9 protein-coding genes are annotated in these 12,856 nt (G+C 62.5%); 7 read left to right on the plus strand and 2 right to left on the minus strand.

Features of this window, described 5'->3' with window-relative positions; all coding sequences use genetic code 11:
• Positions 1–657 precede the first annotated feature (657 nt).
• From ACFTOW_RS16175 to ACFTOW_RS16190, 4 genes are all read left to right on the plus strand, one after another.
• Positions 658–1,530: a LysR substrate-binding domain-containing protein gene (locus ACFTOW_RS16175; protein WP_379917580.1), complete on the plus strand. Its 873-nt coding sequence runs from the start codon at positions 658–660 to the stop codon at positions 1,528–1,530.
• A gap of 140 nt (positions 1,531–1,670) precedes the next feature.
• Positions 1,671–3,332, plus strand: coding sequence for a sulfatase-like hydrolase/transferase (locus ACFTOW_RS16180; protein WP_379917582.1), 1,662 nt, complete (start codon positions 1,671–1,673; stop codon positions 3,330–3,332).
• Positions 3,333–3,378: 46 nt separating this feature from the next.
• Positions 3,379–4,425: a TAXI family TRAP transporter solute-binding subunit gene (locus ACFTOW_RS16185; RefSeq protein WP_379917584.1), complete on the plus strand. Its 1,047-nt coding sequence runs from the start codon at positions 3,379–3,381 to the stop codon at positions 4,423–4,425.
• A gap of 65 nt (positions 4,426–4,490) precedes the next feature.
• Positions 4,491–6,818 (plus strand): TRAP transporter permease, encoded by a 2,328-nt coding sequence (locus ACFTOW_RS16190; RefSeq protein WP_379917586.1) that lies wholly within the window; start codon positions 4,491–4,493, stop codon positions 6,816–6,818.
• A gap of 348 nt (positions 6,819–7,166) precedes the next feature.
• Here the strand turns inward: ACFTOW_RS16190 and ACFTOW_RS16195 are convergent, their stop codons facing one another.
• Positions 7,167–8,033 (minus strand): MurR/RpiR family transcriptional regulator, encoded by an 867-nt coding sequence (locus tag ACFTOW_RS16195; protein ID WP_379917588.1) that lies wholly within the window; start codon positions 8,031–8,033, stop codon positions 7,167–7,169.
• A 1-nt stretch (position 8,034) separates the two neighbouring features.
• On the minus strand, positions 8,035–9,459 hold the full coding sequence (locus ACFTOW_RS16200) for an amidase (RefSeq protein WP_379917590.1): 1,425 nt from the start codon (positions 9,457–9,459) through the stop codon (positions 8,035–8,037).
• Between the two features lie 132 nt (positions 9,460–9,591).
• On the opposite strand from ACFTOW_RS16200, the gene ACFTOW_RS16205 reads away from it, so the two are divergent.
• From ACFTOW_RS16205 to ACFTOW_RS16215, 3 genes are all read left to right on the plus strand, one after another.
• Positions 9,592–11,136, plus strand: a complete 1,545-nt coding sequence (locus tag ACFTOW_RS16205) for an ABC transporter substrate-binding protein (protein ID WP_379917592.1) — start codon at positions 9,592–9,594, stop codon at positions 11,134–11,136.
• Positions 11,137–11,202: 66 nt separating this feature from the next.
• Complete coding sequence (locus tag ACFTOW_RS16210) at positions 11,203–11,886, plus strand: hypothetical protein (RefSeq protein ID WP_379917595.1); 684 nt, start codon at positions 11,203–11,205, stop codon at positions 11,884–11,886.
• Between the two features lie 273 nt (positions 11,887–12,159).
• Positions 12,160–12,729, plus strand: coding sequence for a hypothetical protein (locus tag ACFTOW_RS16215; protein WP_379917597.1), 570 nt, complete (start codon positions 12,160–12,162; stop codon positions 12,727–12,729).
• Positions 12,730–12,856 lie beyond the last annotated feature (127 nt).

Here is a 12,856-nt window from a genome sequence, read left to right on the forward strand (position 1 = left end):
TGCTAAGTTTATGATATAATATAGAAAATAGGGTATCTTGCTATATGGTGTCAAGCGGAGGCGGACGGAAATATGGTCTTGTGCATCAGAATGTGTCTCACCCCATGCTCCGGCCGCAAGCGCTGCGACGTTTCAGAATTGAGGCGTGTCGTTGCGCCAATGCATGTGCTGCCTCGTGGCGATTTGGTTCAGGACAGGTGAGGCACGGAGAGTCGTCAATCTGGAACATTGATCGTGCTACGGCTTCGGCGCCCGTCAGTGGAGCCTGTGGATATCCACTGATCTTCGCCTCTGCACGTTCAATGCCGAAAACCACTTCAGATGTTCCGATTTCTCCGCGTTTACGAACCATAGGTCGCGTGATTTCCTGCCGCCAGTCGTGAGCTTTGGGGAGAAAGAGACCGTCGAGAGTCGACAACAGTCCGCTCTCGAGTTCGAGGTTTGCGCAGCTCGAAATGCGGAGGGGCGCCTCCGAAAAAAGGATCATTGTAAGCGCCGTTCGCATCTTCCTTGGGTTGCGGCGGGCGCGCAGCCGGACCGGATACATTTGTCACCGGCCGCGCAACTGCTTACACCTTGTCGCGCAGCAGGCGGCAGGATTGGGGGGCAGGCATGGTGACCGGGCGGATCAGGATGCGGCATTTGCGGTGTTTTCGCATGGTGGCCGACCTTGGCTCTGTCACCTTGGCCGCCCGCGCGCTGGGGACGGTGCAGCCCAGCGTGTCACGCACGATCAAGGAACTTGAACAGGAACTTGGCCAGCCGCTGTTTCATCGCAGCGCCACCGGGCTTGGTCTGACGCAGGCGGGGCGGACCCTGCTGGCCTATGTCAGCAATGGGCTGGGGCAGATCGATCACGGGGTCGAGGCGCTGCGCGGGCAGATGCCGGACCGGCGGGTTGTGGCCTATGTGCTGCCCAACGTCGTGCGGATGATCATGCCGGGGGCGGTGCAACGCTTCAAGGTGCATTGCCCGGATGTGGACCTGACCCTGATGCCTGCAGTGGGGGGCGGTCTGGCACGCCTGCTGCGCGACGGCGAGGTCGATTTCGGCTTTGGTCGGCTGCTGGCCGTCGACGAGATGGCGGCGATGAACTTCGAACATCTGTTCTCGGAGCCGCTGGTGTTCTTCGTGCGCGCCGGGCATCCGCTGGCGACGCATCCTGCCCCGGATGTAGAGGATATTGACCGTTTCGCGGTGGTGTTGCCGAACCCCGGCACAATCATCCGAACCGAATTGGACAGGTTCCTGATCGCACGCGGGATGGAGCGATTTCGCAACGTGGTCGAGACGATCAGTTTCGAATTCATGCGCAGCTACATTGCCAGCAGCGACGCAGTGGCGCTGCAACCGCGTGGCGCGATGCGACGCGAATTGTCCGAGGGCCGGGTTGTGGAACTGGCCTTGGGCAGTAACGACCTGATGGGATCTGTCGGCATCACCACGCCGGCGGGCAAGGCGGTCAGCGTGTCGGCGGCCCTTCTGATCCAGATGATCCGCGAAGAGGTGGCGGCGCAGGGCTTGGCATAACAATTTCGCTATGATCCATAGTGAAAGATTATTTCCCGCGACTCGGGCTTCTTTGTAACCTTTGGAAAACGCATCAAGGGAGGAGATGCGCCGGTGTCGCCAATGCGGGATAGACGCAGGGGCAGTGGCGCGATGACCGCATGGCAGACCCCAAGAATATCCTGTTCATCATGTTCGACCAACTGCGCTGGGATTACCTGAGCTGTTATGGTCATCCCACGCTTGAGACCCCCAATATCGACCGGCTGGCAAAGAGGGGCGTGCGGTTTGACCGCGCCTATATCCAGTCGCCGATCTGCGGGTCGTCGCGGATGAGCACCTATACCGGGCGCTATGTCCATTCGCATGGGGCAAGCTGGAACGGCATCCCGCTCAAGGTGGGCGAGATGACGATAGGCGATCACCTGCGCGCGGCGGGGATGGAGTGCTATCTGGTCGGCAAGACCCACATGCGCGCCGACGAGGAAGGCATGGCACGGCTGGGGCTGGCCCCGGATTCCATCATCGGTGCGCGGGTCAGCGAATGCGGATTTGACGTGTTCGAGCGCGACGACGGGATGCTGCCCGAGGGCCCGGACGGATCGTATGACCCGGACGGCGCCAAGCATTACAACGAATACCTGCGCGCCAAGGGCTATGCCAGCGACAACCCCTGGCACGACTTTGCGAACTCCGGTCTGGATGCGGATGGCAACGTGCTGTCGGGCTGGTTTCTCAAGAACTCGACGCAAGCTGCGAACATCGCCGAGGAAGACAGCGAAACCCCGTATCTGACGGGGCGCGGCATGGCGTTCATGGAAAGCCACGACAGCCCGTGGTGTTGCCATCTGTCCTATATCAAGCCGCACTGGCCCTACATCGTGCCCGAGCCCTATGCCAGCATGTATGGGCCCAGGGACGTGCTGCCTGTGGTGCGGTCCGATGCCGAGCGGCAGCACGCGCATCCGATCTTCAAGGCGTTCATGGATACCAAGGTGGGCGAGACATTCTCGCGCCAGGATGTGCGCGACGCGGTGATCCCGGCCTACATGGGGCTGATCAAGCAGGCCGATGACCAGATGGGGCGGCTGTTTGCCTGGCTGGAAGAGACCGGGCGGATGGACGACACGATGATCGTGCTGACCTCGGATCACGGGGATTTCCTGGGCGATCACTGGATGGGGGAAAAGACCTTCTTTCACGACACCAGCACCCGTGTGCCGCTGATCATCTATGACCCGTCACCGCAGGCCGACGCCACGCGCGGCACGGTCTGCGATGCTTTGGTGGAATGTATCGACCTGGCGCCGACATTCGTGGAGGTGGCTGGGGACACGCCCGCCTATCACATCCTTGAGGGCGAAAGCCTGCTGCCGATCCTGCGCGGCGAGCGCAGCGAAACCCTGCGCGATTACGTGATCTGCGAATACGATTTCTCGGCCACGCCGGTGGCGCATCTGAATGACATCGCGGTGCGCGATGCGGTGATGTTCATGGTGGCCGACAAGCGGTGGAAGCTGATCCATTTCGAGGGCGGGCACCGGCCGATGCTGTTCGACATGCAGGACGATCCGCAGGAACTGACCGATCTGGGCGACAGCGCGGACCATGCGGATGTGATTGCCGCGATGTATGACAAGTTGTTCGCATGGACCCGCCGCCAAAGCCAACGCACCACCCGCAGCGAAGAGCAGTTGATCGAGATGCGCACCAAGACGCGCAAGCGCGGCGTGGTGATCGGTGTCTATGACGAAAACGACACGCCACTGGAACTGACCGTGCATTATCGGGGTCGCAAGGCACCGGACATGCGCAAAGGGTAATCACAAGGCCTGCCGGGGAGGGCAGGCCACAACGGGAGGAACGACAATGACACTGACAAGAACCTTGACCGGGCTGGGGCTGGCCGCCCTGCTGACCGGGGCCGCCCATGCGCAGGCCAATCTGACGGCGGAAACCGCCAGCCCCGGCAACAGCCCGCACGCCTCGGTCCTGCATCTGGCGGAAATTGCCTCCGAGGCGGGGATCGCCAACCTTCAGGTGCAAGAGGGGCAGACCCTGACCAACTCGGTGCTGAACGTGGCACAGGGGCGCAGTGATATCTCCTCGATGCCGCTGATCCTGGGGTTCCTTTTGCAACAGGGGCGCGGACCCTATGCCGCGCAGGGTGAGGCGGGGGCCGATCTGGCCGCCAATCTGCGCGCGCTCTATCCCTATAACGCCGGGGCCTACGGGCTGATCGCGCTGGAAAGCGAAGGCATCGACAGCTGGGAGAAGCTGGAGGGCAAGAACGTCTGGAACGGCCCGCCGCGCGGTGCGGCACTGGTCAATGCACGGCAGGCCATTTTCCTGTCCACCGGGTTCAAGGATGGCGAGCAATACACCGGCCACCAGTCGAACTGGGGGCAATTGCCGACGCTGCTGGTGGACGGGTCGATGGATGCCTTCGTGTTTCCGCTGACCTTCCCGTCGGCGCGGGCGACGACGATGCAGGCGGCGGGAAGCGTCGTCATGGTCTCGACCCCGAAAGAGCTGTTCGAGTCCGAAGATTACCAGCGCGTGTTCAACGCGCCGGGCAACGTGCCGATCACCGTGGCGTGGGAGGACATGGGGTACGAGGATGGCAAGGGCATCCGCCTGGTGTCCGAGGACGGGGTGTTTCGCGGGATCGGCACGGCCTTTACCGAGGTGGTGCACAAGGACATGGATTTCGACACCGCCAAGGGCTTGGTCGATGCCTATATCGGCTCGCTGGACCGGCTGCGCGCCAAGACGCCTTACATGAAGAACGTGGGGCTGGCCGAGCTTGACCCGCGCCTGTCGGGCTTTTGCGGCGTGAACCCGGTAAAATACCACCCCGGTGCCGTCGCCGCCTGGGAAGAGGCCGGATACACCGTGCACGACTGCGCCAAGTAAGCGCCGTGCCGCCCGCGTCTGCGGGCGGCACCCCCAAGGTTGCCCCGTTCAAAAGGACACCGCCCATGACCGCCGCCCGGATTCCGCCCGCAGGACAGATCCGCCGCCTTTCGATGTTGCTGGGCATGATCCTTGTGGTGATCGGCATGGCCAATACGATGCCGTCGATCCCCGGTCTGGACGATTGGGTGACGCGGGCCTTCGGCGGCGGTGTGTCGATCCGGCGGTTCCCTTATGAATACCTGTTCCCGCTGGTGTTCGTGATCATGATGATCGCGGTCGCGCTGGAACATTCCTTTGCCCGCGACTTCCGCGACCGGGGGACGGTGCTGCGCGGGTTCGGGCTGATGATGGACGTGGCGCTGGTGGTGATGGCTGTGGCCATCGCCATCGGCTACCTGATCGAGATCGACAGCGTATGCCTGATCGACCAGATCACCGGCACCCGCGCGGCGTTGATCGAGCAGGCGCTGAAGGACGAGATCGAGTTTGCCTTGTCGATGGGTCTGCCGCTGCCGGGCACGGTGGACGATCCGGCCTGTATCGACACGCTGGGCCTGTGGATCTTTCCCCTGGTGGGCCTGGGGATCGCGGTTTTCCTTGGCTACAACGTGCGGGTCTGGGGCTTTCCGCTGGTGGCGGTCGCGATCCTGATCGCGGCCTATGCGCTGCTGACGGTGATGATGTGGTATCTGTTTGGTCCCGAGGATATGAACAAGTATCTGGTGACCAAGCTGGGCGGCGAGCCGCGCCAGTTGATCGACGGGCGGCCCAACATGCGCGACGTGCTGGTGAACAATGCCCAAGGATTGCTGGGCCGGTTCATGGGCATCCTGATGAACACGGTGTTTCCCTATATCGTTCTGGGGTCGTTGTTCGGCGTCTCCGCCGGGGGCCGGTCGCTGATCAAGTTGGCGTTCCTGTGGACGCGGCGGCTGCGCGGTGGTCCGGCCCATGCGGCAATTGTCAGCTCGGCCATGTTCGGCACCATCTCGGGCGGGCCGGTGGTCAACGTGCTGTCGACCGGGGTGCTGACCATCCCGATGATGCTGAACCGAGGGTTCAAGCGCGTGTTCGCCGGCGGGATCGAGGCGGCGGCCAGTTCGGGCGGACAGATCATGCCGCCGGTGATGGGGGTCGCGGCCTTTGTTCTGGCGGCGATGACGGTGGTGCCCTACCGCGAGGTGATCATCGCCGCGACCCTGCCCGCGATGGCCTATTTCGGGTGCCTGTTCCTGACCGTGGTGTTCGAGGCGCGCAAGATGGGGATTGAGGCGGTGGGCGATGCCACGCCCGAGATGCGCCTGACCGGGGCGGACCGGCTGAACCTTTTGATGATATTCCTGCCGATCCTGCTGATCCTGGTGCTGCTGCTGACCCCGAAAGAGGCGGTCGGCTGCGGCCGGCTGGCATCCTTGTGGGGCGTCACACAGATCATCACCGAGAATGGCTGCCGTGCTGATGGCCTGCCCTGGCTGCTGGAACTGGTGCAGAACTCGGCCGGGGATGCGGGCAGTGCCGGCTGGTGGGCCGTGGCGCTGCTGATCGTGCTGTTCTTTCTGGATCGCGAGATCCGCCGCGACCCGGGACAGATCCTGACCGCGCTGGCCGAGGCGGGGCTGCTGGTCAGCCGTCTTTACCTGATGTTCCTGGCCGTGTCGGTGATCGATTTCTGCCTGAACCTGACGGGGCTGTCGAATTACATCGCCGTGGATATCCTGGGTTGGCTGCGCGCGTCGGGCGTGGCGATCGGCGAGAACCCGGCCTTCATGTTCCTGGCGCTCCTGGCGACGATGGGCATGGCGATCCTGCTGGGCATGGGGATGCCGACGGTGCCGGCCTATATCAACGTGGCGCTGTTGATGGGGCCGATGCTGGTGGGTCTGGGCATTGCCAGTTTCACCGCCAACATGTTCATCTTCTATTTCGCGGTGGCCAGTGCGATCACCCCGCCGGTGGCGGTAGCGGCCTTTGCCGCCGCAAGCATCACCAAGGCCGATCCGATGCGCACCGGGGTGGCGGCGGTGCGGGCCGGGGTGGTGATCTTTGTCATTCCGTTCATCTTTGCCTTCTACCCCGAATTGCTGCTTATCGAGGCGGCGCAGGTGAACCCGCTGCCGGGGGAGGATCGTTACCTGCCCGGTCTGGATGGCACGGTGCATCCGCTGCACCTGCTGGTGGTGGCGGCCAAGGTGGCGCTGGCGCTGTATCTGCTGGCCAGCGTGCTGGCCCGGTTCGAGACGCGGCGCATCGGTCGGGCCGAAGCGGTGGTGCGACTGGTGCTCGCGGCGCTTGTGATGGCCAAACTGCCGCTGGTGGCAGGGGGTGCGGCACTTGCGGCATTGTCGATTTTGGTATGGCACCGTATACACTTACGCCCTGCGGTCGCCTGATTTGGATGGATCTGTCGGAAATCCGGACAATTCCCAGTTAACCCGGATAATTCATGTAGCGGCCTTCTTCTGTTCGTTGAGCCGGGTTCCCGGGTCTTGGGTCTGTCGCGCGCATCCGATGTCTGCGTCCGGTTTGCTGGCCGGTCGTTGACGTGGGTGTTGTGTAACATGGATTGATGTTTCGGGGTGTGTCGGGGCGCCTGCGTCAGGCTGCTTTCGGCGGGTGCACGTGACGGAGCTATGAACACTCGCCCCACAATTGCTTTCTGACAAATTCACTTGCAATCAGACAAATTCCCGCGCGATCAGAGAACGAAAAGCTCTGGCGGCTCAGCTTTTGGTGAACCCTCAATCCTGGAACGCACCGAACCTGTCCTGAAGTTTGCGCATACGGTTCAGCCGGTCGACGACCGTATCGCCAATGTGTGTGATAATGTCGTTCAGCAATAGGCCTGTGAGGCTCGAAAATGGTGCCTGACTATCCCAAAACAGACCTGATTCCGTGCGCAGCGGCAGCACGATCTCGGTATAGTCGCGCGCCCAGTAGCAATGGGAATCGCAGATCAGAACGATTGACACGCCCTCTTCTACCGCCGCCGACAACAGCACATGGCTGAGTTGCGTGTAGCGGCGCATTTCAAACAGAACGAGGCAGCGACGTTCCTGCGTGCCTGCGAAGATCTCGGCGAAGGTCCCGTCGCGGCCATCCTGCTGATAGACCCCGTCGCGCAGATAGGACAGGCGTCCGGCAAAGCTGGAGGCGATTCCGCTGATTGTCTGGAACCCCGCAACATGGACCTGGCTTGCGCCCGAAATCGTCGCCACCGCCGAGTCCCAGGCCGGTGTGCCCCGCTGCTGATAGGCGCTTTGCAGGCCGCTGACCTCAAGCTCGAAGCTGTCCCAGCGACCGGCCTGCTCCTTCGTGTCCCTGATCCGTTCCAGACGGTTCGAGACCAGCACCGGCTTGGCCTCGATTTCATTGCGCAGGTCGATCTTCAGCTCGTTGAAGCCCTGATATCCGATTGTCCGCAGGAACCGCCCCACGGTCATCTGGCTGACCCCGACCGTCTCGGCGATCGAGGCGGCGGTCTCGAACGCAAGCCCATCGAATTCGATCAGCATGTAGTTCGCAATCGCCTTTTCGGCCTTGGTAAAGCGCGAGAAATTCTCGGTCAGCCTTTCGCGCAGGCCGGACTCGTTGTTCTGGTCGGTCATGTCACGCCCCTGCCAGCCTGTGGAACCACGGCTGCGCCTGTTCGATCTGCCCTGCCAGCCGGAACAGGATATCCTCGCGCCCGAAATCGGCCGAGGCCATCACCCCGATGGGCAGTCCCGCATCCGTCCAGTGCAGCGGCAACGACATGCTGGGCTGTCCGGTGACGTTGAACATCTGCGTGAAGGGCGAGAACCGCGCAAGCGCCTCGCGATAGGTGGCCAGATCGTCGGTATCGGTGCGCTGCGTGCCCAAGGGCTGCGGTGGCTGTCCCAGCGTGGGGCTGATCACCACATCGTAGCGTGCATGAAACGCGGCCATGCGGCGGCTTTGGGCGTGGATCTCGGCCAGCGCGCGGGGATAATCCTCGACCCGCATCTGGCGGCTGGCCTCGACCGCGCTCCAGCTTACGGCATCCACGTCGTCGGCGCCCAGTGTGCGGCTCTGCGCGGGCCCGATCGCCTCGATGGTGCGCGAGACATTGCTGGCAACAAGGATCCAGAGCGCCTCGCCCAAGATGCCCCAGTCGCCGGGCAGCGTTGCCTCTTCAACCTCGTGCCCAAGCGTGGCGAGCAGGTGGGCTGCCTCCTGCGCGGCCTGACTGCACGCCGGGTCGATCGGTTGGCCCGAGGGCGGCAGCGTCTGCAGGGCCACGCGCAGCCGCCCCGGATCGGTTGCGACCTCGTCGACATAGGGGCGCACGCGTGGCGGGGCCCAGTAGGGATCACCGGGCGCGCCGCCTTGTGTGGCGTCCAGCAAGGCCGCGCTGTCGCGCACGGACCGTGTCAGAACATGCTGCACGGCAAGGCTGCCCCAGCCTTCGCCCACACGCGGCCCCGATGGTGTGCGGGCGCGCGTGGGTTTCATCCCGAACAGGCCGCAGCAGGACGCCGGAATGCGGATGGACCCGCCCTCGTCGCTGGCATGGGCGGCCGGAACGATACCTGCGGCCACCGCCGTCGCGCTGCCGCCCGAAGACCCGCCAGCGGTGCGCGAATGGTCCCAAGGGTTGCGGGTGGCGCCGGTCAGGCTGGTCTCGGTCGAGGCGGCAAGGGCGAATTCGGGTGTCGTGGTCTTGCCGAAAATGACCAGCCCCGCCGCCTTGTAGCGTTCGACCAATGTCGAATCCGCAGGCGCGATCTGATCCGCCAGAACCCGCGCGCCTGTGATCGTAGGCGTTCCCGCCAGATCGGCCGAGGCATCCTTGAGCAGAAAGGGCACACCCTTGAATGGGCCATCGGGCAACCCGTCGGACAGGGCGGCCCGACCGTGATCATAGAGCTTTTGCGACAGCGCGTTGATGGCGGGATTTTCCTGCTCTGCCGCGGCGATGGCGGTTTCCAACAGCTGCTCTGCCGAAACCTCGCCCTGTGCGACAAGCCGCGCCAGCGCCGTCGCATCGTGCTGTCTGTATGTATCGAAATCCATCTATCACCTGCCCGCCGTTATGTTTGATAACTCACCTTGAATTTATGTGATGCAGGTAACATCGTCGTCAACATGTTCCTCGGGTAGCCGTTGAAAAGAGCAAACCCGACCCCTACAGAGAGGATTCAAGCCATGACACCACGCAAACTTTTCGGCACCGTTTCGGCGGCCGCGATCATTGGGCTGGCGGCGCTGCCCCTGCAGGCGCAGGAAGGCACGCTGACCTGGGGCAAGCCGGCCGAGATCACTGGTTTCGACGTCCACGTTGCAGGCACGGTCGCCTCGTGGGAGATGTTCCAGATGGTCTACGAGACCCTGTTGACCGCCGACGACGACCTCGGCCTTCAGGCCGGGCTTGCCGAAAGCTGGGAGCAGACCTCGGACACGACCTATACCCTGACCCTGCGCGAGGGGGCTGCGTTTTCCAACGGGCGCGCGATGACGACCGATGATGTCATCGGCAGCCTGGAGCGGATCAAGAACCCTGAAACCGCGTCGTACTGGTCGCATCAATTGGGCGACATCGCCAGCATGGAAGCGGTAGACGACCGCACGGTGCGCGTGGAACTGGCCACACCGCAGGCGACCTTTCTGCCCGCGCTGGCCCATATCACCGCCGCGATCCTGCCGATGCAGGAACTGCGCGACGGCAGCTTTGATCCCACGCAGGAAATGCTGGGCACCGGGCCTTTCATGGTGGAAACCCACAATCAGGATGAAAGCTGGACCTTGCAGGCCAACCCGCATTACTGGCGCGAGGGCCACCCGCTGGCCGCGACGCTGGAAGTGCCGATCATCCCCGATGAATCCGCCCGCATCGCCGCGATCCGTGATGGCAGGATCGACTTTACCACATTCGAGAACCCCGACGTGCAGCAGATGCTGGGCACCAACACGCAGGTCGCGATCCAGCCACAGCAGACCACCAACTACTACCGTCTGGACGTGAACGCGCTGAGCGAGGAGTCGGCATTCTTCGACAAGAGGGTGCGGCAGGCGATGAACCTTGCGCTGGACCGTGATGCGATCAATGACTTCGTCTTTGGCGGCTCCAGCGCGGTGGATTACCCGGTGCCGGCGGCGTTCGGCAAGGATGCCTGCCGCGATCTCGACACCTATGCGATGCCCCGCGAGGAACGGCTTGAAAAGGCCCGCGACCTGCTGGAACAGGCCGACAACACCTCGCCCGAAGTGGCGCTGACCGTCAGTTCCGCGAACCCAGTTCTGGGCCGCATCAGCCAGGTTGTGCAGCAAAGCCTGTCCGAGGCGGGTTTCGAGGTCGAGATCAACCAGGTGCCCACTGCGGAATACCTGCAAAAGGTCTTTACCGACGGCGATTTCGACTTTTCCGCATCGTGGCTGGCCGGCTACACCGACCCCGGCATGGTCATCAAGTGGTGGGACCCCGAGTTTGCCGTCTGGAACCTGGCGTTTCAGGAAAACGTGCCCGAGCTGAGCCAGGCGCTGCGCGACGTGTCCTCGATCAGCGACGAAGCTGCCCGGGACGAAAAGCTGACCGAGATCTGCGCGATGATGGATGACGGCGCCAACCTTCTGGCATTGGTGGGCAAGTCCGACTACGTGGTCTATCGCAATGATCAGGTGGACGTGGTGGTGTCGGACCGCTCGGGGTCCGCCAACACCTATCAGTACATCGCAGAGTTCGATCCCAGGTAAGGGACGCAATTCATCGCGGGGCAGGCGGCTTGCCTGCCCCGTCAGGGCGCTGCCACAAGGTCAGACATGCGACTTTCTCTCTATCTCCTCCCGCGCGTGATCGCCGCGCTGATCACGCTTCTTGGCGTGTCGGTTCTGGTGTTCCTGTCGCTGCGGATGATCCCCGGCGGCTATGCCGACATCCTGCTGGGCCCCTTCGTGACGCCCGAGGCGCGCGAGATGATCAGCCAGCGATATGGTCTGGATCAACCGCTGGTCGTTCAATACGGGCGCTGGCTGGTGTCGCTTTTGCAGGGCGATTTCGGCGTCTCGATGGTCACGCAAAAGCCGGATCTGGTCTGGAAGGGCAATCTGGGCTGGTTCGCTCATATCCGACCAAACCGGGTTCGGCTGCTGAAGACCGATGCAGCTGAACGGGTGGTGCCGCTCCATGGGGTTCTGGCCGACCTGCTGCCGTCGATGCCTGATGATCGGCTGTTCTCCGACCTGTCGGTTTCGACGGTGACCAAGGAGTTCGCCAAGCTGAGGAGGCAGCTGCACATCGACCGTCCGGGGCTGGTGTTCCACTCGACACGCAAGTGGTTCATCACCCAGTGTGAGCGCACAGGGGTGCCTGAGCACTACACGGCATCACTGGTTGGGCATCAGTCGGCACGGTCGGAGAACCGGCTGACCTACGGCATCTACTCGGCTGGCATCAGCGACGAGCAGAAACGGGTGATTGTTGACGGGGTGAGGTTGCCGACGTGAGTGACCCGATACCTGACATAGATGCGTTCGAGGAAAGGGCCGCTATCGTGGAATACGACGGCGGCCTTTCTCGTTCTCGGGCGGAGGACCTTGCAGCTCAGGCGCAAGGTTTCCGGAACGCTGACCACTACTGGGAGGTGCTGGCGGACTATGTGGTGACCCGGAAATTGAAGTGAAACGACCCTCGGCTGGCTGCGGCTGGCCGGGGGTACCGCGCTTTGCTTTTTTTGTCAGAGTGCCCCAGAGCAACCCGATGGCTGCCGTTGTCGCTGGATGGATCAGGTGCTCTCGCTTGAGCAAGTCTGCCCTCCCTCGGCCTCTCTGGTGCCCTCCGGTGGCAACGGAACAACGGGTCAACGGGAGCTATCAGGGCGGTTCCAAGCGTTTCAGGAAGTAGTCAGCCGGGTGCAGCAGCAGATCAACGATCCGGTAGCGCTGGGGAAACTGTATAACGCGTTTTTGCATCATACTTTCGCCGAAGGCTTTAACGCTAAGTCTTTGAATACCAAGAGTCACTCGACGCCGGTCATGAGGTTGATCCAGGAGGCAAATCGTCAGATTTCGACTGAGCAGCTGGAGGAGTTCCTGAATTTCCGGGGAGAACCCTACATCACGCAGACGGACCTCGTGCACTACTTTCAGCAATCGATGCGCACGAACGTTGAGACGATCCGACATAAGATGCTGGAGTTGGGTTGGAACAAGGTCTCAGTGAAATGGGGCAGTGTTGACTATAATCGCGTCCTCTGGGTGGGGCCGGGACATTCGGTTCAACGTGGAAAGGTATTTGCCCCCGATGGTACGCAGACGCCGATCAAAGAGGAATTGGAGTTTGACCTATGAGCCGTCTGTTAATCGAAACGACAGAGCGGTGGCTTGACGATGTGATCTGTAGCGCGACAAACTTGATGAGAAGAGCGCGTCAATCAGGATGAGAATCCTTGGTCGCGACGCTTGAGAAGATGCCGCC

It is taken from the genome of Lacimonas salitolerans (assembly GCF_042677865.1).
Classification (GTDB): Bacteria; Pseudomonadota; Alphaproteobacteria; order Rhodobacterales; family Rhodobacteraceae; genus Lutimaribacter; species Lutimaribacter salitolerans.